We start from the raw sequence: 19725 nt of genomic DNA on the forward strand, positions 1-19725 counted from the left end.
AACGAAACAGCGCCGATGATAGTGTAGCATTTGCTATGTGAAAGTAGGACATTACCAGGCTTCAAATTGTAGAGAGCCCGACTAGAAATAGTCGGGCTTTTTTACGTCTGCAGAAAAGTGAAATACGCGCAATTAACACACACTCACATCAACACCTATCACGTAGGCCGGGCGAGCGTAGCGACTCCCGACGTTAAAATCACATCTAGAAGTGTGCAATTAATATTTATAAAAGTAGGATTGTTAATGAGTGCAGAGGTATTTAGTCGTTAATCATTACTTAAAATTTTATCTAGTTGTCCTGTTCTCATTTTTATTTAGATACTTCTAATAAAGTACTTAAGAAAACTGTACTATTACAGGTGTTTTAAAATAACTATAACGAGAAACAAATGAAATTATTAACTGCAGCAACTTTATTACTTGCTTCATCGACAGCCTTTGCACGCCCTGCACCGTTAGTGTCTATTCCTACTCATGATGCCTTTTTTAATAGTATTGCAGCGCATTGTGGTAAAGCTTTTGAAGGTGAAGTAGCGGTAGATAACGCGAAAGGCCCAAGCTCATTTACAGATAAAAAACTGGTTATGCATGTACGTAAATGTGGTGAGACTGAGTTACAAGTACCGTTTCATGTAGGAGACGATGCATCACGTACGTGGATCATAACTAAAATGGGTAGCGGCTTGAGTTTAAAGCACGATCATCGTCATAAAGATGGAACAGACGACGCATCAACTATGTATGGTGGCCATACGCTTGATGCAGGGTCTGCGCAGATACAGTCGTTTCCAGCAGACCAATACTCTAAAGAGTTATTTGTAAAACAAGGTCTTGCGCAGTCTGTAGGTAATACATGGCAAATGTATATTTACCCAGAAGTATTTACTTATCGATTAATTCGCCAAGGACGTGAGTTTAAGGTGGATTTTGATTTAACTAAACCGATTACTCCACCATCAGCACCTTGGGGTTATAAATAAGGTTACTTACCCTTACTTGTATCTTCTTTAGTTTCGCATTGGAGTAAAACACTTAAATCAGGTTGGTAAGCGCGTGGTTTTGTTGGAAAGCGTTCGTACTCTTGCACGCCTTCAAGTACTTTCAACATAAAGGTATTGCCGCGGCATAGACGGTCAGCATGACGTAACAAAAATACACTTTGATTGGTAAAGTGTTTGTAATCGTCTGACTGGATTTCTATTTTATAGTTGTCTTCGCCAATTTGTGTTTGGTAGTAATGTACTTTGTTATCAAAGTCGTAGAGCTTCTCGGTTTCGGCTTTTTCAGCAAGTGCAGTATTTGCACTCGAAAGGGCCACCAGCGTAGCGCCTATAAATAAGCGTGGTGTGTTTATTCCTTTCATAAAATGTATCCTTTAATTTGCGAACTTTATACCCATTAATAAGAGTAATAAGGTCGATTTCTTTACGTATTAGTCTAACACCCAAAAAGGGAAAGTGTGATGTTCAAACAAATAAAACAACTTTTTGCTGTATTCGATGAACAGCAGCCAAGTATGCAAGAGCACGACTTAAAAACAGCGGTTGCTGCATTATTAATTGAAGTTATGCGCGCAGATACCAAGCTTGAACATGATGAACAACGAACCCTGACTGTAACCTTAAAAAAGTACTTTAATTTAACAGACACTGAGGTTAATGAGCTTACTAATAATGCGGCAAGTAGCTTAGATGATTCGATAGATTACTTTCAGTTTTCAAAACAGATTAATGAGCATTGTAGCGCGGAGCAGCGAATAGAAATAATAGAGTTATTATGGCGCTTAGCGTATGCCGATGGAGAAATAGATCCCCAAGAAGACTACGTTATACGTAAAGTAGCAGGGCTTTTATATGTAACGCATACCGACTTTATCGCCGCCAAAATAGCAGCGACAAAGTAATTAGTTATTTAGGCGTGCAAGTTATCTTAACTTACTTGCAACGCTTACTAACTGATGAGCGAGGGCTGATACTTTTTCAGCCGTTACAGGTTCATTTATTTGCCCATTCTCATTAAACAGTGTGTGCACAGCGGGTACTGCAAGTTGATCGGCAAGTACTAACGATCCAATGCCGCTTAATATATCACGCACATGATTTAAACCGCGTAAGCCGCCAAGCCCACCAGGCGATGCTGCAAACAAAGCAACCACTTTATTACGAAAAGCAGGAACAGCACCTTGCTCTGTACGCGATGCCCAATCAATCGCATTTTTTAGTGCTGCGGTAATAGAGCCGTTGTACTCTGGGCTTGCTAGTAAAATACCGTCGGCTGTACGTAGCTTATCTTTTAAAAGCTGTACATCGCTTGGTGTACCTTGCGCTTCAATATCTTCGTTAAATAGTGGGATGTTTAATTCGTTTAGTTTTATTACTTCTACTTCAGCACCTGTTTGTAGAGCAAAACGTGCTGCCTCATTAATAATTTTTTGGTTAAAGCTTTCTTGGCGAAGGCTTCCAGCTAGGGCGATAATTTTTGGTGCTGACATGGTAGTGGCCTTTTAATGTTTTAAGTTACATGACTAATGTAGCAAAATTTCACTTGTAGAAAACCCTAATAAACGCAACACTTGTGTGCGTATATGCACATAAGTAAAAGGTAGGCAGCATGGCGATAAAATTTGAAGATTGGCAAGACGTTAAAGTTGCGTTCGAAGTAGCACGGTTAGGCACGCTAACAGCAGCGGCCGAGGAGCTTAATGTGCACCACAGCACAGTGCTTAGGCGAATTAATAATCTTGAAAAAAACTTAAATGCACGGCTTTTTCATCGCCATGCTCGTGGCTACAAGGTTACTGAAATTGGCACCAAGTTATTTGCAACAGCACAAACAATCCATAGCTCCTTAGAGCAGTTACATAACGATATAGTAGCGGCCGATAGCACCCTTAGAGGTAGTTTGTTGCTAACGACGGTAAGTGGCTTCATGGATGTCCTTGGTGATGTATGTGAGCAATTTCAGGCGCTACATCCACAAGTGCAGCTTGAGGTTATTTTAGAACAAAAAAGGCTAAGGCTCGATCACGGACAAGCACATATTGCAGTGCGTGCAGGCCCAAGACCTGATGAAGGCGATTATATTGCTCAGCATTTGGCGCAGCTTTCATCGGGTTTATACGCTAATAAACGTTACATTAATAAATACGGTATGCCTAAATTATTAATTGATTTACAACAACATAACTTTGTATCGGGCGTGGCAGGTTTTAATGCCCGCGTGCCTTATTTTGCATGGGCTGATGAGCACATTCCTGCATCGCAAATAAAGCTGCGAGTATCTGAAACTGCAGAAGCGACTCGTGCAATCATTAAAGGGCTAGGCATTGGCGGATTACAACATGACGTAGCGGCGCAATATCCTGATTTAGTGCCTATATTGCACAGTGAGTTAAGCTGGCCTACCGATGTATGGTTAGTCACGCATCACTTAGTGCATCGTACTGCTAAAGTACAAGCTTTTGCAGGGTTGTTAAAAACACACTTTAGTAAGTTAGCTGCTAATCAATAGTTTTAGCAGCGTGTTAGCTGTATTTTAAATGATTATAGTGTTTTTTTTACTTCTATCCCTAGGCGTTTAGCCAAGCGTACTAAGTTTGCTCTATCTAATTCAAGTACTCTTGCTGCTGCTGACCAGTTGTAGTTATGCTTCTTTAATTGCTCGGTAATTACGTTGTATTGCAACGATTCTACAGCTTGCTTTAAAGGTTGGTTGATTAAGGTGTTGGTTGTACTTTGGCTTGCTACTAGAGAGTTTTGCGGCGCACTCGGTGTTAAGTCACAGTGCTCGCTTGTAATGGTTATTATTGGATTTTGCCATTGGCTTTGTTTTTCTTTTAGGGCGCTGCGGCTAATGACATGTTCAAGCTCGCGCACGTTACCTGGCCAGCTGTACTGATTAAGCAGTACTTGCGCTTCAGGGCTTAGTTTTAATTGTTTTATCCCTAATTTACGGGCTGTTTGCTCAATAAAATAACCAGCTAAGAGTGTTATGTCGTGCTCGCGTTTACTAAGTGGTGGCACAGTAATAGGGTAGACACTGAGGCGATGGTATAAATCGGCTCTAAAGCGACCTTGAGCTACTTCTTCTTTTAAATTTCTGTTGGTTGCGGCAATGACGCGTACATCTACGTACTTTGGCGTGTCTTCTCCTACCGTTTGTATTTCGCCACTTTGTAGCACTCGTAATAGTTTACTTTGCATGGCAAGGGGTAGTTCCCCAATTTCATCTAAAAATAACGTGCCGCCATCAGCTAATTGAAATTTACCTTGGCGCGAATTTTGTGCGCCTGTAAAAGCCCCTTTCGCATGACCAAAAAATTCACTTTCAGCGAGGTTTTCGGGAAGCGATGCACAATTTAAGTGAATAAGCAGTTGATCTTTGCGAGCTGAATTTAAGTGAATATTACGTGCAACAAGCTCTTTCCCTACCCCTGTTTCACCTAATATAAGCACGCTAAAGTTAGATGCTGCAACGAGTTTAATTTCGTTTTTAAGTGTTTGCATTAGTGGACTTTGACCAATAATTTCACCGCCGTCACGTGTTAATGCTTCACGATTTAGTTCTTGTACTAATGCACTTGAGTGCTGTGCATGCTGTTTGTAATGGGCAAGTTCTAAGGCCGTTTTAAAGTGCGCGCTACACAGCGTTTGTAAGGTATTGAGTGTATCAGCGCTTATGCTGTTAAATGCATTGGCGTTAAGGCTATCAAACGTAAGTACGCCAAGTAGCGCGTTTTTATCATAAAGAGGTAAACCTAAACATGCATGTACCGGTATGTCGCCGGTTTTAGCTAATAGTAATCCGTCGTATGGATCGGGTAGTGGGCAGTCGTGCGCAAATTGAAGCGCGAGTGTGCTTTTGCAAATAGCTTCTAGGCGAGGGTGTTCTACTATTTTAAATCGTCTGCCTAAACTGTCGGGCATTAATCCTTTAATTGCCAGTGGTTTTAATTGTTCGCCCTGAAGCACTAATAACGCACTTGCATCACTTGGAATAACCCGCTCAACCGTTGCTAGTAATTTATCAAAGCTATGCTCGTGTAGTGTACTTTGAGCAAGCTCTAGAGCAACTTGTGTAAGGTTGAATTGCTGGTTCACGTCAAAATGACCTATTTGTGTTTTTATGAGTTAATTTATAGTAGGTCATAAAGACTCACACTGTAAAGTGATTTAATTTAACTTGTTGAATTTAATTAATTAAACTTGTTGGCACAGTATGTGTAATAGCTAAGTAACGTAGTTAGTTACAGAGATCGCCATGAACACACTAATGCTGAATAATTTAAATAATCAAACACAGTTTAGTTCACTGCATGAGGCACTAGCGTGCGCTGAATACTTTTTTGCTCAGTATGGTGTAGGGCAGGAAATAAAATAATGCGCCCTATAAACTTAACTGAGCCAATGCCAGCACGCGTTGCTATTCATCAAGTATCTCAATGGTCGTTATGGATGCTAGCTTTTAGGCCTTTCTTTTTAGGCGGTGGCTTATTGGCATTTTTGTCAGTGGGGTATTGGCTACTTATTTTAACAGGCCATGCAAGTTGGCACTTATCGATACCTGCGACATTATGGCACGCGCACGAAATGCTGTTTGGCTTTGCAGGAGTTGTAGCTGTTGGCTTTTTACTTACCGCAGCACAAACGTGGACAGGCGTGCCGAGCATAAGTGGCAAAGCCCTTATGTGGCTTACGTTTATATGGCTTGCAGCGCGCTTAGCATTTTTTGTAGTACTGCCAGATATTGCTCATTTTAATTTATATGCTGCACTTACATTACAAGTTATTTGGTGGCTAGGCGCCATAACCGCGTTGGCTAATATGTTATTAAAAGCCAATAGCAAAAGTAACTATCCGTTTTTAGCTATTTTAGCTGTGCTTTGTGGGCTCAATGTATTGTATTTAATACTTGTTTTACAACAAAACATGCAGCTTGCACTTGGTGTGGTTGATACCGCAGTGCTGGTTATTACTTTACTAGTTGGCATTGTTGCGGGCCGCGTTTTACCATTTTTTACCGCTAAAGGTCTGGGGTTAGCCGCACAAGTTCGCACTCCTAAAATAGATAAAGCTGTTATGTATTTATCTATTGTGGCTATCACTTTATTTTTCATCAACAAGTTGTTTTTGAACACGATTAATCCTGCGTTAGTTGTTGCAACTGTTGCTGCGCTTCACCTGCTTAGGGCTGGTTGTTGGTGGGATAGCAAGGTATTGAGAGTGCCGTTGTTATGGTCTTTACATTTTTCCTACTTAGCGTTAGGCGTAGGGTTAATGATGGTTGCATTTAGCTTTTATAGCAGTGCAATGCAATTTAAAGATGCGCTGCACTTAATCACTATTGGCACAATAGGTATGATGATTTTAGCAATGATGACGCGTGTATCGCATGGTCATACAGGGCGGATACTCGCTATTCCTCATTACATGGCTGTTGCTTTTGCATTTTTGCTTGTGGCCGCTATTACTCGTTCATTACTCCCTTTTATTATTAGGCCTCACCTTGCTTGGCAAATAAGTGCTTTGCTGTGGTTAGTAGCTTTTTCATTATTTTTAATTCACTGCACACCTATATTAACGCGGCGTCGTGTTGATGGGCGTCGTGGTTAGTTCATCCATAGGAAATACATATGTTATCTGATAAAACCATTGAGATTGTAAAAAGCACAGTTCCGTTATTAGCGCAGGCGGGTACGGTTGTTACCGATCATTTTTATAAGCGTTTATTTAGTCATAATCCTGAGCTTAAAAATATTTTTAATATGGCGAACCAAGATACAGGTCGTCAGCAATTTGCACTTTTTAATGCATTGGCTGCGTATGCACAAAATATTGATAATTTAGCCGTATTAAAAGAAGCGCTAACACGTATTAATCATAAGCATACAAGCTTGAATATTTTACCTGAGCATTACCCTATTGTAGGTGCACACTTAATTGGTACGCTTAAAGAGCTTCTTCCTGAGCAATTTACTCCCGATGTTGAATACGCTTGGCGCGAAGCTTACGGCGTACTTGCTGATATTTGTATAACCGAAGAAGCTGCTTTGTATGAGCACAGTAAAAATAAACACGGTGGTTGGGCGGGAACTCGGCAATTTGAAATAACCAACAAACAGGCCGAATCAGAACTAGTAACGAGTTTTACACTTACGCCAGTTGATGGCGAAGCTGTTATTACACATAAACCAGGGCAGTATTTAGGTATTAAAGTTAAGCCAGAGGGCGCTGAATATGAAGAAATTCGCCAGTATTCTATTTCACAAAAAAGTAACGCTAAAAACTACCGTATTAGTGTTAAAAAAGAGCTACAGCCAAAGCCTGGCATGGTGTCTAATTATTTACACTCATTAGAGCATGGCACTATTGTTGAGTTATACCCGCCGGCAGGAGACTTCTTTTTACGCAATAACACAAGTCCAGTGGTTCTCATTTCAGCAGGTGTTGGGCAAACGCCAATGCTGGCTATGCTTGAAACGTTATTAAGTGACAATTCTAATCAAGAGATTATGTATTTACATGCTTGCGAAAATACTCAGCAACATTCGTTTTCAAAATATTTATATGATCTAACAGCGCAGAATAACCACTTGAAAACAATAACGTGGTTTAACCAAGCGACAGAGGGCGCTGACTTTACTGGGTTAATGAACCTAAATGCAGTACAAGCACAGCTACCATTGAGTAATGGCGACTTTTACTTATGTGGTCCTGCCGGTTTTATGGCATTTATAAAAAAGCAGTTACTTGAACTAGGTGTTAAAAACGAGCAGATTCATTATGAAGTGTTTGGTCCGCATGAAGACTTGTAATAACGCTTTAAAATAGAAAAAGGCGTACAGCGATGTGCTGCGCGCCTTTTTATAAACGCTAATAAAGTGCTTTATAACTCTTTACAGGTCACACCTTCAAGTACTGTAGTAAGCTCTTTTTTAGGATAGTAAAGCTCGCATTGGTTATTACGTAGTTGCAAAATAAACTTCTCAGATTTTATATTATGCGCGCCCATAATTACTCTGCCATCAGACCCTTTACTCATTGCATGATCAATTAGCAGTTCGCTACGTTTAGTAAATACGGAATCGGAAAGTGTTACTAATGCGCCTCCCTTAGCTTGTTGAATTGCCTGTTGTAGTGTTGCAATAACGCTAGGATTAACGCTCGTTAATATAGCGGGTTTAGCGGGATCACTATTTACACTTTGGCATCCACCTAAAGCGAATAAGGTAGCTAATGGGAGTAATAATTTATCCATTACCTTTCCTCACTCAGTGTTGGCCAAGTTAAGTCCATATTACGCTGGGTAAATTGCTCAGGCATATTTAAAGGAATGAGAGATTCACGAGAGCTTGAAAAATTAGCTGGCTCTGCTTTTGCAGCAGCCGTTCTAATTGGGCAATTGCCATTTTCAACATGAAACAATGCGGTGGCTAAAACGGCCTCGTCACTGTCGCCTAACTGATGATCAAAGTCGTCCTCAATTTCACAACCTTGAACATCAGCATCAAATTGTGGCGTAGGGGTTGGTGTAAAACCCGCAGCGTATTCGCCAAATCCTTTGCTATTTACCCCACTAAATTGAATAGTGTAATAGGTTGTTGCGCAGTTATGAGTTGGGGTAAAGCCATAGGGCTTACCGCAGGTTGTATCGCCAATTAAAATAACTTCTGCGTCTATACCTTTTAAACCATTAATAAAAGCTTCTGATGCCGAACAGGTGCCTGATGTGCTTAATACATAAACCTTCGATAAGTTTAAATCAGGTAGGTTTTCACCTGTGCTAAAAAAAGTAGAGTAATCTATTTCTTCATCAATAAATGGAAAAGGCGAATCAACGGGTTGTTTATCGTTTTGTTGAGTTTGATAATAAAAGCGGTTGTTAACGTTGGCATTACCGGCAACCATATAAGCTAATTGTGCCGACAGTGCTAATAAACCACCACCGTTATATCTAAAGTCGATTACAAGCTCATCAATACCATCGGTTTTAAACTTATTTACTGCATCAATAAGCCCTTCTTGGGCAATGCTTATATGGCTATTAAATTGCATGTAACCCACGCTTGAACCATTTGCGGTTGTAATCGTTTTAACATTTTGAACCGGTGTTTGTTCAATATTGCCAGCGGTTACATTAAATGTTTTTTCGGCGCCATCGTTACTGCGTACAACAATAGTATGTGAGTCGCCGTTAGTAGGACTAAATAAACCTTCGTTAAGCGTATCTACACCCGACTGTGTATTGGTATTAATGCTAACACCGTCAACTGAAAGTACAGTATCACCACGTTGAAAGCCTATTTGGCTTGCAGGTGAATCATCTTCAAGATAAGCGACGCGTAAAATACGGTCGGCTGTATCGCCAATAAACGCCCAATTTATACCGTAACCAGAAGTAACGCCCGATTGCGCTTCTTGAAAGTAATCTTCAGTAGGTTCTGAAAAATGAAAGTTATCTTTTTTTGCTCCTGAGTCGGTAAGCTGCTCTGTTTTTAATTGGGCAAAATAATCGGCTACTGTGGCAAAGCTTTCAGGATCGTTATCGGCAATCTCATCATACCAAAGGTAGGTTTCGTCGCTCCAAGAACGAAGCCAGAGTTTTTCGTAAAGGGCAGAACCGGCTTGATCTGGGTAAGGCTCGTTGTTATTAAAGGGATCGTTACCCGTACGCGGGGTTTCGCAAAAGTTTTTTAAATCGTTAGAGGGTTCAAATACACCCGCAGTCCATGTTGGACTGCTACTAACAGGTGTTGTAACTACAGGGGCTGAGTCGATACCGCTACCGCCGCCGCCACAACCGGTCAAAGCAAAGCCCGCAAATGCAGTGAAAATGGCAAGCGAGGTTTTATTATTTTTAAACATAGGTAAGGGCTTTTTTGTAAATAAGTTGTTTAAAATATTACAACACTCGCTCGTTTATTCAACATTTATAACTTTGATTTATGTAAATGAGTGTTAAAGCTTAGAGCTTGCTCGCACTACTTGTATCTGCGAATGCTTGCTTTTGCCATGCATTAAATAACTTTTGCTGTTTATCAGAGATTTTTAAACCGTATGTTTTTTGCATGTAAGCGTAGGTGTCAGCTATACGTTTTCGTGCATAAACAGGCGGTTCAACTACACGTTGCTTAAAGTTTACTTTTACTTCGCAACGACCATATTGTGTGGCGTTTTCGCTAAGCATACCAAAACGATAATTAGAGCGATCGGCATTAATTTCGCCAATAGCTGGCGCTAAGTTATTTATATCAGCTTCCATTTTTCTAAATTTAGCACTTACTTTACGGCAGTTTTTACGCCCGCCATCTTGCCAGCATTGTAGCTGGTGACCAAATTCCCACGCCGGAACAATGTGCTCCCACTCAATGCGTAGTGCTCGCACATTTACTTTACCTGAGCGGGTAAGGGTATTTCGAGGAATGTAACCACAGTTAGACGGGTCAGGAACGAGTTTTTTGCCTTCTTTTTTAATATCACAGCCGCAGTAAATGCTTTTGGCGTTGTCAGGTAGGGTTTTAATTAAATGTCTTTTAGCCGTTGAAAAACGGGTAAATTGTTCGGCTGATACCGAAACGCACACACAACAAGCCAATAAGGCCAGAATAAATCGAGTCATATCCATCACAAATGTGAACTACAGGAATAGGCAGTTTAAAGCCTTGAAGATAAAAGATAAAGTTAACTTAAGGCCTACGCTTATATTAATAAAAAGTGCCTGATTAATTTTTTACTCAAAGTTATTTTCACTATTCATTTATTTCTCACTATTTATCGTATTTTAACCACACAAGGTTACCCGTTAAGGAGTATGCTTAAAGCTTACTCAATATGAGGATTTGGATTGCAAATGAAATTTGTTGATTATTATGCAGTGCTTGGAATATCGCCTGATGCAGATGATAAAGCGGTTAAAGTAGCTTATAAAAAGTTAGCCAGAAAATATCACCCAGATGTAAGCAAAGAGCCTCAAGCAGAAGATAAGTTTAAAGAAATAGCAGAAGCTTACGAAGTCATCCATAACAAAGAAGAACGCACTAAATACGACGAGTTACGTCGTCACCAACAAAATCGTGCTCGTCAACAGCAAGGCCATTATTGTGGTAACAATGCCTCTTCGCAAAGTAATTATCAGCAAAGCGATCCTCAAACCGACCAAGAGTTTTCTGACTTTATTAATTCAATGTTTGGCGGAGCTGGTGGATTCGATCGTTCCGGGCAGAGCAGAAGTAACGCCGCTCGCGCGCAAAAAGGACAAGATGTGGAAATAGAGTTCCCAATTTTTCTTGAAGAGACTTTAGTTGATACCGTTAAGCCTGTTGAGTTTATGTTACCGCAGCGAGACAGCAGTGGCCGTGTCACTGAAATTAAAAAATCACTTAAAGTGAAAATTCCTGCAGGCTCAGTAAATGGCGAGCGAATTCGACTAAAAGGGCAAGGCGGATTAGGGTCAGCTAATGGGCAAAATGGCGACTTGTATTTACAAATTAGTTTAGTGCCTCACCCATTATTTGATGTTGAAGGTCATAACCTAAATATAGTTGTCCCTCTTGCACCATGGGAAGCGGCTCTTGGTACAAAGCTAAATTTACCTACGTTGACAGGAAACATCCAATTAACTATTCCTTCTAATAGTCAGTCTGGTCAACGCTTGCGTATTAAAGGTAAGGGATTAATGAGTAAAAAAGCTAAAGGTGATTTATTTGCTGTGCTTAAAATTGTTAATCCAACATCTGTTGATGATGCCAGTAAAAAACTGTGGGAAGAATTAGCCAAAAAAGCTCACTTTGATCCCCGTAATAACTGGAGCAAGCCATAATGCAAATTATCGTGACACAAAAAGACGATTTACTTACTAGCAAAGAGCTATGTTTGAGCAGTGATATTAGCGAAGCAATTTTATATGAGCTAGTTGAGCATAATATTGCGGTTCCAATTGAGGGGGATCATGTTACGCAGTGGCAATTTACGGTATCTGCAGTGACCTTAGTTAAAAAAGCGGCCCGTATCCAACATGACTTTTCGTTAGATTGGTCGGCAATAGCTTTAGTTTTACAATTGCTGGATGAGCGTGATGAGTTGATTTTCGAAAACGAAATGTTAAAGCGACATTTGAGTCGATTTAAGCACTTGGAATAAAATAAGCCCTAGGCTTATTTACTCTTTGATAAGTGGGCGCTAGCTTTCAAAAACCAATATGACTACTTTGATTTATTCTTATTTTTAATTCGGATAAATCGTTTTAGTCGTATATTTTGTATAAGTAGTAATATTCCACTTAAACAAAAAAGTACACTGGTTGCTGAAAAGCTAATAAGCAGTGGATTATTAAAATCCTCTCGCTCATCGTAATCCATAATATGTAACATCCAAAAAAAGTCGAATATTCGCCATAGCGTGCTGCGAACGGTAACAACTTTGCCGTTATTTTCTGACAAGTACAGTGTTGTGTTAAATGTGTCGTCAAATTGTACCTGCCAAACATTGGTTTTATATCCAACTTCTCGCATACCTTGCTTTAGTAGTACAGCGCTTGTTACTTGAGCGTCAATAAGTAAGTGTGCTTTAGCATTTGCGGTAATTTGTATTTTAGTTGGCGGTTCAAATGGTCGGCCTGTTATTCCATTGAAGCTTTGCTGCTCGTTATTACTAAAGACAGTAATAAGTGGTGTAGTTAAGAAGTTCTCAAAAATTATTTGTGTTGGATTAACCACCTGAGAGGCAATATCGTCAAGGGAGGCAACATAATCAGCCTGCGTAAATGGGTTATTAAGAGTACGTGTTGCAAGATGCTCCCCATGAACTTTATCAAGAGGGATTGCACTCATAATTAAACCACCTAGTAACCATGCTAAAATTTGTAGTGCTAATAAATATCCTAACCATTTATGTAACTTGCGAGCATGTTTAAATATTTTTTTATTCATGTTTTAGTCTTATTATTTTTAGAGGCTAGTTTATTACATTAATGGGATAAGTTACTGCGACATTTTGTCGCAGTTTAAACTATAGCTTACTGTAATCATTTAAAAATAAAAAAGATTACACTTAAATTCCTAACATGACTTATCTGTTTAATTGAGCTGGATGTTTGATATCCAGCTAGCTTTAAATGCTAAAAAATACTTAAAAGCTGCGAAATATCCATATAAAGTGGTTATTAGGGCATAGTTGATTTGGTATAACGGTAAAACTGCGTTAAAGTTTGCAATGAAATTATTAGAGGATAAATACGAAACGATGTCGGAAATTCAATTTTTAAATGTAGATCTTGAGCTTGAATCAAAGCAAGATATTAGTTTGCTAGTGGCGGACTTGAAAAAAGTCGCGACGATTTTACATTATGACAAAGACGAATACCGTCAACTAGCGCGTATTGAAGCTACAGGTGAGGTGAGCACACCTGATAAAGCCATAAACCATATATGTGAGCTTATTGAATCGTGTTCGCGTAACGCGCTAAAGCAATGGTTAAGCTGTTCACGTAGAACGTTTGATATTGGTTTTGAATCAGGGACTTCTCCTAAGTGCTTTAATCAAGCCTTAGATGCAGATACATTATTGCGTATATCTGCGATTGGTGCGGGTATGGAAATTACCATTTACCCAATCGAAAAGTAACTATCTTCGCTCTACGACTGCTGCGGTCATTTTTGATACGCAGCACAGCTCATTGCGGCTATTTGTAATTTTTATTTCCCACACTGAACTACGTTTGCCAATATGAAACGCTCTTGCCGTTGCTGTTAAAGTGCCGTTGCGAGATGCTTTTAAATGACTTGCGCTAATCTCCTGTCCTACACAGTAAAATTTAGTAAAATCGACAACAAAGTTAGCGGCATAGCTGGCAACTGTTTCGGCAAGTACAACGTTAGCACCGCCGTGAACCATCCCCATTGGGTTATGATGCTCAGGAATTGCCGGCATTGTGGCAACCAAATAATCATCGCCAATTTCTGTGACTTCTATCCCCATAGTTTTCATTAATGTTCCTTGGCCATTAATGCCTTGTTCTAACTGCTTGCACAGCTCTAAGGTGATGGGCTGGTACCAAATACTCATAATGTCTCCTTTGCATTTTTAATCATTTATAAACTTAGCTTTAGTTATATCCCTAAAATGTACACAAGTGAAATTACTTTAGCTATTTTAAGGCTTAATTTAAATTTGCGATTTTTATTTAACTGTATATACTCACAGTTAAATGTACTGTATGGAAAACCAGTTGTATGCGACCATTAACGAACCGCCAAGCTCAAATACTCGAACTAATTAAAGTTTTTATTAAAGACACTGGTATGCCTCCTACACGTGCTGAAATAGCGCAAACATTAGGTTTTAAAAGTGCCAATGCTGCTGAAGAACATTTAAAAGCACTTGCTAAAAAAGGCGCAATTAAAATGAAACCAGGTGCAAGCCGTGGTATTCAATTAATTGAAGAAGAAGAGCCAGAACAATTAGGTTTACCGCTTATAGGGCGTGTTGCTGCTGGTTCACCTATTTTGGCGCAAGAGCACGTTGAAAGTCACTGCAAAATCGATCCATTAATGTTTAAACCGGCTGCAGATTTTTTACTACGCGTTAACGGTATGAGCATGAAAGATATTGGTATTATGGATGGTGATTTACTTGCTGTACATCGTACTCAAACCGCTGAAAATGGACAAGTTGTTGTTGCTCGCCTAGACGAAGACGTAACTGTAAAACGTCTTGAGAAAGCGGGTCGTAAAGTATTACTTCATGCTGAAAACGACGATTTTGACTCTATTGAAGTAGATCTTGAGAATGAGTCTTTTAATATTGAAGGCTTAGCCGTTGGCGTTATAAGAAACGCTGATTGGATGTGACTTTAAAAATAGCTTTTAAACAAGCAGTTTTATAAATGCGTACTAATTAGTACGCATTTTTGTTTTAAAATTTGTACTAAAAAATAGGGCGTAAACAGCCCACTGACTATTTAAGCTGTAAACTTTTTTGCACTTATATTTCCCCCTCCGAATGCGTTAAACCCTTTGTTTTGCTCATATTTTGAACTTCCTGTTGCCCAGTTGATTACCGATTTTTATTAATTATTCAATATCACCTGATTGTTTTTTATACTAAAACTTGCTTGTTGTTCGTTTTTTAGCTAATTGTTAATGTGCTGAGCTAATAATAACTCACAGCTTTTTAGTTTTGAGAACACACAATATACACAAACTCGTTGTTGGCGCAGCAAAACCAATCAATATTAAATAAGATTGGCTAAAAAAATAAAAATAACGAATTGGCGTTTAAGCCGTATGCCTCTTCGCTTTGCATTCGCAATAGCATCAAAGGAGCCGTCACATGGGTAAACTGACCTCTACCTTGTGGCTTATATTATGTGTTTTTTCGCACCCAGTTTTGGCTAACAGCCAATACAATATGCGCAAAGGCGTAACCGATATAAGCAATAATGTATATCAGCTGCACATGACCATATTTATAATATGTTGTGTGATTGGGGTGATAGTGTTCGCAATTATGTTTTGGGCACTTATTCATCACCGTAAATCTAAAGGGGCTGTACCTGCCCAATTTCACGAAAGCACTAAAGTAGAAATACTTTGGACTGCAATTCCGTTTGTTATTTTAATTGCTATGGCAGTACCAGCCACTAAAACCCTAATTGCAATGGAAGATGCCAGCAAAGCTGATCTCACTATTAAAATTACGGGTTCGCAATGGAAATGGCATTATGAATATATGGGTGAAGATGTAGAGTTCTACTCTATTTTATCTACCCCGCAAGATGAAATCGCGAATCTTGCAGATAAAAATCCTAACTACTTACTTGAGGTTGATAAGCCTCTTGTACTGCCAATAAATCAAAAAGTACGATTTTTAATGACTTCTGACGATGTTATTCACTCTTGGTGGGTACCTGATTTTGCAGTTAAAAAAGATGCGAACCCCGGCTTTATAAACGAAACATGGACGAACATAAACGAAGAAGGTACTTACCGAGGCCAATGTGCTGAGTTGTGTGGTAAAGACCATGGCTTTATGCCCGTTGTGGTGGTCGCTAAATCTGAGGCTGATTTTAAAACATGGCTTACAGATGCAAAGCAGGCTAAACAAAAAGCAGCATTAGCAGATGCTGCATTACTTGATAAAACCCTCCCAAAAGAAGAGTTAATGACTTTAGGCGAACAAGTATATATGGCTAATTGTGCTGCATGTCATCAACCTACTGGCATGGGGTTACCGGGCGTATTTCCTGCACTTAAAGGCAGCCCGATAGTGCTTGGCGATATAAAAGATCACATTGATGTAGTTATCCATGGACGACCCGGTACGGCAATGCAAGCTTTTGCCAAGCAGTTATCTATAAAGCAATTAGCTGCGGTTATTACTTATAAACGTAATGCGTGGGGTAATGATACGGGTGATGTTATTCAACCGAGTCAAATACAGACAGCACTTGATGCCAAAGTGGAGGCGAACTAATGAGTAGCATAGTAGAACAACCTAACGCCAATGAAGCTCATCATGCTCATCACCCAGCTAAAGGTTTTAAACGCTGGCTTTACACAACTAATCATAAAGATATAGGTAGTTTATATTTAATTTTTTCGCTGACCATGTTCTTAATTGGTGGCGCAATGGCCATGGTGATCAGGGCTGAATTATTTCAACCAGGTTTACAGTTGGTCGACCCTCACTTTTTTAATCAAATGACCACAGTGCATGGTTTAATTATGGTGTTTGGTGCGGTTATGCCCGCCTTTACAGGCCTTGCTAACTGGATGATACCACTCATGATTGGCGCGCCAGATATGGCATTGCCAAGAATGAATAACTGGAGCTTTTGGATTTTACCGTTTGCGTTTTTAATCCTATTGGCATCGTTATTTATGCCTGGTGGGGGTCCTGCATTTGGTTGGACTTTTTATGCACCACTGTCCACAACATACAGTAATGATAATACTGCATTGTTTGTATTTGCCGTACATATTATGGGAATTAGCTCAATAATGGGCGCAATCAATGTGATTGTAACCATAGTGAACTTACGTGCCCCAGGCATGACATGGATGAAGTTGCCCTTATTTGTATGGACGTGGTTAATTACTGCCTTTTTATTAATAGCCGTAATGCCAGTGCTTGCAGGGGCTGTCACTATGGTACTTACCGATAAGTATTTTGCGACCAGCTTTTTTGATGCCGCAGGCGGTGGCGACCCGGTGATGTTCCAACACATTTTTTGGTTTTTTGGTCACCCCGAAGTATACATAATGATTCTTCCTGCCTTTGGCATTATATCTACAATAGTACCTACCTTTTCTCGTAAAAAACTTTTTGGCTATGCCTCAATGGTATACGCCACATCCTCCATAGCACTATTGAGCTTTATTGTATGGGCTCATCATATGTTTACCACTGGGATGCCGGTCGCTGGCGAGTTGTTTTTTATGTACGCGACCATGCTTATATCGGTACCTACAGGAGTAAAAGTATTTAATTGGGTTGCCACAATGTGGAAAGGCTCAATAACTTTTGAAGTGCCAATGCTTTTTAGTATTGCGTTTATTGTGCTGTTTACCTTGGGTGGTTTTTCGGGATTGATGCTGGCAATTACACCTGCTGATTTTCAATATCACGATACTTATTTTGTAGTGGCGCACTTTCATTATGTATTAGTAACAGGGGCTGTATTTTCGATAATGGCGGGGGCTTATTACTGGCTGCCCAAGTGGACGGGCAATATGTTTAATATCACATTGGCTAAATGGCATTTTTGGCTATCGCTGGTGAGCGTGAACGTACTGTTTTTTCCTATGCATTTTGTAGGGCTTGCTGGTATGCCGCGTCGAATTCCCGATTACGCTCTTCAATTTGCCGACTTTAACGCAATCATAAGTATTGGTGGGTTTGCCTTTGGTTTATCGCAATTGTTGTTTGTAGCTGTGGTAATTAAATGCGCGCGTGGCGGTGATAAAGTGCCTGCAAAAGTATGGGAAGGGGCAGAAGGCCTTGAGTGGGAAGTTGACTCTCCAGCGCCATATCATACTTTTTCTACGCCGCCGGTTATTAAGTAATGACACATGCACCGCTACTCAAACGTTTGGTACTTATTTGCATAGGCATGTTTGCCTTTGCCTTTGCTTTAGTACCTTTGTATGACGTGTTTTGTGATGTAACAGGGCTTAATGGAAAGCCTTCGCTTGAGCAAGCAGAGCAAAGTACACAAATAGTACAAAACCGAGAAGTTGGCGTTAGCTTTACTACTCACGCACAAAGTGGTGCACCGTTTAAAGTTAAATCAAAAGAATACAGTGTAGTGGTAAAACCCGGTGCAATGCGTGAAGTAATGTTTAGTGCTAAAAATAACAGCAATCTAGATAAAGTAATGCAGGCTGTACCATCAGTCTCGCCAGGTAAAGCGGCAAAGTATTTACATAAAATAGCTTGTTTTTGCTTTGATCAGCAACCTCTAAAAGCAGGGGAAGAGCTTGAATTTAAATTACTTTTTTATGTTGATACCGCATTGCCAAGCGACATTGAAGAATTAACTTTATCTTATACCGTATTTGATATTAGTGAACAGCTGGTGGCAAGTAATAACTAGCTTTTTAAACTAGTGTGAAACTAGGAGTAAATAAAATGAATCAAGAATATGAGCATTATTACGTACCTGAGCAAAGCCCGTGGCCTATTGTAGGTGCAGTTGCATTGTTTTTTATTGCAGTAGGGGCAGGCTTGACTGTTATGAGTGTAGGTAAAGAAGGTGGTAGCGGGGTTTATCTGCTTTATGCCGGTATTGCTGTGCTTGTGTATATGTTGTTTAGCTGGTTTAAAAATGTAATTAGTGAGTCAGACCAAGGTTTGTACTCAGCACAAATGGATCGCTCTTTTAGACAAGGTATGAGCTGGTTTATTTTTTCTGAAGTTATGTTTTTTATGGCCTTTTTTGGTGCGCTTTTTTATGCACGGGTATTGTCGGTACCTTGGCTTGGAGGTGCAGGCAATAATGCAATGACTAACGAGGTTTTATGGCCAACTTTTGAAGCTGTTTGGCCGCTAGTTTCAACACCTGCTGGCGAAACTACTCAGGCTATGGGCTGGCAAGGCTTACCACTTATAAATACCTTAATACTGCTTACTTCCTCAGTTACTTTACATTTTGCCCACGTAGCGATGGAAAACAATAAACGTACTCCACTTAAGGTTTTTTTAGGCGCTACTATTTTACTGGGTGTTTGCTTTTTAGGGCTGCAAGTTGAGGAGTACATGCATGCATATAATGACCTTAATCTAACGCTAGATGCGGGTATTTACGGTAATACGTTTTTTTTATTGACTGGTTTTCATGGCATGCATGTAACGCTAGGAACCGTACTTTTATTTGTAATATTTTTACGGATATTAAAAGGGCACTTTACTAAAGATAAGCACTTTGCTTTTCAAGCAGCTGCTTGGTATTGGCACTTTGTTGATGTGGTGTGGCTGTGTTTGTTTGTATTTGTATATGTGCTGTAGCGTTTATTGGCGAATTATTCGCTTTAATAAAACCAAGTTTAAGCGCTGCAATAACAACAATTAAAACAACGAACGAAAACAATACGCGACGACCTAAAAAGTGAGACATAGGTCGTCCCCCTGTTTTCCCTGACACCATAATAAACAATGCTCTAAATAAGTTAAAAAGTATAAATATTAACAACAGTACGATAATAATTTTAATAATCACTGAGTTGAC

General features: G+C 39.7%; 22 protein-coding genes. 13 read left to right on the top strand and 9 right to left on the bottom strand.

Going from position 1 to position 19725, the window contains the following annotated elements; all coding sequences use genetic code 11:
* The first annotated feature begins 392 nt into the window (after window positions 1-392).
* Window positions 393-983, top strand: coding sequence for a hypothetical protein (locus H5092_RS18410; protein WP_182734514.1), 591 nt, complete (start codon window positions 393-395; stop codon window positions 981-983).
* Between the two features lie 2 nt (window positions 984-985).
* On the opposite strand, the gene H5092_RS18415 is transcribed toward H5092_RS18410, so the two are convergent.
* Entirely contained in the window at window positions 986-1366 is a 381-nt protein-coding gene (locus tag H5092_RS18415; protein WP_039489163.1) for a hypothetical protein, read from the bottom strand.
* Between the two features lie 99 nt (window positions 1367-1465).
* On the opposite strand from H5092_RS18415, the gene H5092_RS18420 reads away from it, so the two are divergent.
* Window positions 1466-1906, top strand: coding sequence for a TerB family tellurite resistance protein (locus tag H5092_RS18420; protein WP_154904115.1), 441 nt, complete (start codon window positions 1466-1468; stop codon window positions 1904-1906).
* A 21-nt stretch (window positions 1907-1927) separates the two neighbouring features.
* Here the strand turns inward: H5092_RS18420 and H5092_RS18425 are convergent, their stop codons facing one another.
* On the bottom strand, window positions 1928-2494 hold the full coding sequence (locus H5092_RS18425) for an NADPH-dependent FMN reductase (protein ID WP_008138682.1): 567 nt from the start codon (window positions 2492-2494) through the stop codon (window positions 1928-1930).
* Between the two features lie 119 nt (window positions 2495-2613).
* On the opposite strand from H5092_RS18425, the gene H5092_RS18430 reads away from it, so the two are divergent.
* The gene (locus H5092_RS18430) at window positions 2614-3513 is read left to right on the top strand and encodes a LysR family transcriptional regulator (protein WP_138489798.1); all 900 of its coding nucleotides are present in this window, start codon (window positions 2614-2616) and stop codon (window positions 3511-3513) included.
* A gap of 32 nt (window positions 3514-3545) precedes the next feature.
* Here the strand turns inward: H5092_RS18430 and norR are convergent, their stop codons facing one another.
* Window positions 3546-5102: a nitric oxide reductase transcriptional regulator NorR gene (gene norR / locus H5092_RS18435; RefSeq protein WP_182716569.1), complete on the bottom strand. Its 1557-nt coding sequence runs from the start codon at window positions 5100-5102 to the stop codon at window positions 3546-3548.
* A 279-nt stretch (window positions 5103-5381) separates the two neighbouring features.
* Here norR and H5092_RS18440 point away from each other — a divergent pair, with 279 nt between their 5' ends.
* Together H5092_RS18440 and hmpA are read left to right on the top strand one after the other, a co-directional pair.
* Complete coding sequence (locus H5092_RS18440) at window positions 5382-6614, top strand: NnrS family protein (RefSeq protein ID WP_182716568.1); 1233 nt, start codon at window positions 5382-5384, stop codon at window positions 6612-6614.
* A gap of 20 nt (window positions 6615-6634) precedes the next feature.
* The gene (hmpA, locus tag H5092_RS18445; protein ID WP_182734516.1) at window positions 6635-7816 is read left to right on the top strand and encodes an NO-inducible flavohemoprotein; all 1182 of its coding nucleotides are present in this window, start codon (window positions 6635-6637) and stop codon (window positions 7814-7816) included.
* 71 nt (window positions 7817-7887) lie between these two features.
* On the opposite strand, the gene H5092_RS18450 is transcribed toward hmpA, so the two are convergent.
* From H5092_RS18450 to H5092_RS18460, 3 genes are all read right to left on the bottom strand, one after another.
* On the bottom strand, window positions 7888-8259 hold the full coding sequence (locus H5092_RS18450) for a hypothetical protein (RefSeq protein ID WP_182712894.1): 372 nt from the start codon (window positions 8257-8259) through the stop codon (window positions 7888-7890).
* Window positions 8259-9866 carry a S41 family peptidase gene (locus H5092_RS18455; protein WP_182692764.1) on the bottom strand — a complete coding sequence of 536 codons (1608 nt, stop codon included), beginning with the start codon at window positions 9864-9866 and terminating at the stop codon, window positions 8259-8261. Before H5092_RS18455 ends, H5092_RS18450 begins: the two co-directional genes overlap by 1 nt.
* Before the next feature lie 100 nt (window positions 9867-9966).
* Window positions 9967-10620: an endonuclease gene (locus H5092_RS18460; RefSeq protein WP_149603346.1), complete on the bottom strand. Its 654-nt coding sequence runs from the start codon at window positions 10618-10620 to the stop codon at window positions 9967-9969.
* A 231-nt stretch (window positions 10621-10851) separates the two neighbouring features.
* Here H5092_RS18460 and H5092_RS18465 point away from each other — a divergent pair, with 231 nt between their 5' ends.
* Window positions 10852-11820, top strand: coding sequence for a DnaJ C-terminal domain-containing protein (locus H5092_RS18465; RefSeq protein ID WP_182734518.1), 969 nt, complete (start codon window positions 10852-10854; stop codon window positions 11818-11820).
* Complete coding sequence (locus H5092_RS18470) at window positions 11820-12140, top strand: chaperone modulator CbpM (RefSeq protein WP_024599636.1); 321 nt, start codon at window positions 11820-11822, stop codon at window positions 12138-12140. Before H5092_RS18465 ends, H5092_RS18470 begins: the two co-directional genes overlap by 1 nt.
* A 62-nt stretch (window positions 12141-12202) precedes the next feature.
* On the opposite strand, the gene H5092_RS18475 is transcribed toward H5092_RS18470, so the two are convergent.
* Window positions 12203-12928 (bottom strand): hypothetical protein, encoded by a 726-nt coding sequence (locus H5092_RS18475; protein WP_182734520.1) that lies wholly within the window; start codon window positions 12926-12928, stop codon window positions 12203-12205.
* A gap of 313 nt (window positions 12929-13241) precedes the next feature.
* Here H5092_RS18475 and H5092_RS18480 point away from each other — a divergent pair, with 313 nt between their 5' ends.
* Window positions 13242-13622 (top strand): hypothetical protein, encoded by a 381-nt coding sequence (locus tag H5092_RS18480; protein ID WP_024595094.1) that lies wholly within the window; start codon window positions 13242-13244, stop codon window positions 13620-13622.
* Here H5092_RS18480 and H5092_RS18485 read toward each other — a convergent pair whose 3' ends face one another.
* Window positions 13623-14063, bottom strand: coding sequence for a PaaI family thioesterase (locus tag H5092_RS18485; RefSeq protein ID WP_149603343.1), 441 nt, complete (start codon window positions 14061-14063; stop codon window positions 13623-13625).
* Between the two features lie 167 nt (window positions 14064-14230).
* On the opposite strand from H5092_RS18485, the gene lexA reads away from it, so the two are divergent.
* The 5 genes from lexA to H5092_RS18510 all read left to right on the top strand — a co-directional run bounded on the left by lexA (window position 14231) and on the right by H5092_RS18510 (window position 19505).
* Window positions 14231-14848, top strand: a complete 618-nt coding sequence (gene lexA, locus H5092_RS18490) for a transcriptional repressor LexA (RefSeq protein ID WP_024595093.1) — start codon at window positions 14231-14233, stop codon at window positions 14846-14848.
* Between the two features lie 481 nt (window positions 14849-15329).
* A complete protein-coding gene (gene coxB, locus H5092_RS18495) occupies window positions 15330-16472 on the top strand; it encodes a cytochrome c oxidase subunit II (protein ID WP_182693453.1) in 1143 nt (380 codons plus the stop codon).
* On the top strand, window positions 16472-18064 hold the full coding sequence (gene ctaD, locus H5092_RS18500) for a cytochrome c oxidase subunit I (RefSeq protein WP_002959615.1): 1593 nt from the start codon (window positions 16472-16474) through the stop codon (window positions 18062-18064). Before coxB ends, ctaD begins: the two co-directional genes overlap by 1 nt.
* The gene (locus tag H5092_RS18505) at window positions 18064-18594 is read left to right on the top strand and encodes a cytochrome c oxidase assembly protein (protein ID WP_182693454.1); all 531 of its coding nucleotides are present in this window, start codon (window positions 18064-18066) and stop codon (window positions 18592-18594) included. The genes ctaD and H5092_RS18505 overlap by 1 nt, the downstream gene beginning before the upstream one ends.
* A 35-nt stretch (window positions 18595-18629) precedes the next feature.
* A complete protein-coding gene (locus H5092_RS18510) occupies window positions 18630-19505 on the top strand; it encodes a cytochrome c oxidase subunit 3 (RefSeq protein ID WP_002959610.1) in 876 nt (291 codons plus the stop codon).
* Here H5092_RS18510 and H5092_RS20845 read toward each other — a convergent pair.
* Entirely contained in the window at window positions 19408-19716 is a 309-nt protein-coding gene (locus H5092_RS20845) for a DUF2909 domain-containing protein (protein WP_182693455.1), read from the bottom strand. The two genes, H5092_RS18510 and H5092_RS20845, sit on opposite strands and share 98 nt — an antisense overlap.
* Window positions 19717-19725: the final 9 nt, after the last annotated feature.

Source organism: Pseudoalteromonas sp. SR41-7, assembly GCF_014163935.1.
GTDB classification, from domain to species: Bacteria; Pseudomonadota; Gammaproteobacteria; order Enterobacterales; family Alteromonadaceae; genus Pseudoalteromonas; species Pseudoalteromonas distincta.

Coding starts and splice junctions, on each gene's coding strand:
- H5092_RS18410 (WP_182734514.1), top strand. CDS start 393: ATGAAATTATTAACTGCAGCAACTTTATTACTTGCTTCATCGACAGCC.
- H5092_RS18415 (WP_039489163.1), bottom strand. CDS start 1,366: ATGAAAGGAATAAACACACCACGCTTATTTATAGGCGCTACGCTGGTG.
- H5092_RS18420 (WP_154904115.1), top strand. CDS start 1,466: ATGTTCAAACAAATAAAACAACTTTTTGCTGTATTCGATGAACAGCAG.
- H5092_RS18425 (WP_008138682.1), bottom strand. CDS start 2,494: ATGTCAGCACCAAAAATTATCGCCCTAGCTGGAAGCCTTCGCCAAGAA.
- H5092_RS18430 (WP_138489798.1), top strand. CDS start 2,614: ATGGCGATAAAATTTGAAGATTGGCAAGACGTTAAAGTTGCGTTCGAA.
- H5092_RS18440 (WP_182716568.1), top strand. CDS start 5,382: ATGCGCCCTATAAACTTAACTGAGCCAATGCCAGCACGCGTTGCTATT.
- hmpA (WP_182734516.1), top strand. CDS start 6,635: ATGTTATCTGATAAAACCATTGAGATTGTAAAAAGCACAGTTCCGTTA.
- H5092_RS18450 (WP_182712894.1), bottom strand. CDS start 8,259: ATGGATAAATTATTACTCCCATTAGCTACCTTATTCGCTTTAGGTGGA.
- H5092_RS18455 (WP_182692764.1), bottom strand. CDS start 9,866: ATGTTTAAAAATAATAAAACCTCGCTTGCCATTTTCACTGCATTTGCG.
- H5092_RS18460 (WP_149603346.1), bottom strand. CDS start 10,620: ATGACTCGATTTATTCTGGCCTTATTGGCTTGTTGTGTGTGCGTTTCG.
- H5092_RS18465 (WP_182734518.1), top strand. CDS start 10,852: ATGAAATTTGTTGATTATTATGCAGTGCTTGGAATATCGCCTGATGCA.
- H5092_RS18470 (WP_024599636.1), top strand. CDS start 11,820: ATGCAAATTATCGTGACACAAAAAGACGATTTACTTACTAGCAAAGAG.
- H5092_RS18475 (WP_182734520.1), bottom strand. CDS start 12,928: ATGAATAAAAAAATATTTAAACATGCTCGCAAGTTACATAAATGGTTA.
- H5092_RS18480 (WP_024595094.1), top strand. CDS start 13,242: ATGTCGGAAATTCAATTTTTAAATGTAGATCTTGAGCTTGAATCAAAG.
- H5092_RS18485 (WP_149603343.1), bottom strand. CDS start 14,063: ATGAGTATTTGGTACCAGCCCATCACCTTAGAGCTGTGCAAGCAGTTA.
- lexA (WP_024595093.1), top strand. CDS start 14,231: ATGCGACCATTAACGAACCGCCAAGCTCAAATACTCGAACTAATTAAA.
- coxB (WP_182693453.1), top strand. CDS start 15,330: ATGGGTAAACTGACCTCTACCTTGTGGCTTATATTATGTGTTTTTTCG.
- ctaD (WP_002959615.1), top strand. CDS start 16,472: ATGAGTAGCATAGTAGAACAACCTAACGCCAATGAAGCTCATCATGCT.
- H5092_RS18505 (WP_182693454.1), top strand. CDS start 18,064: ATGACACATGCACCGCTACTCAAACGTTTGGTACTTATTTGCATAGGC.
- H5092_RS18510 (WP_002959610.1), top strand. CDS start 18,630: ATGAATCAAGAATATGAGCATTATTACGTACCTGAGCAAAGCCCGTGG.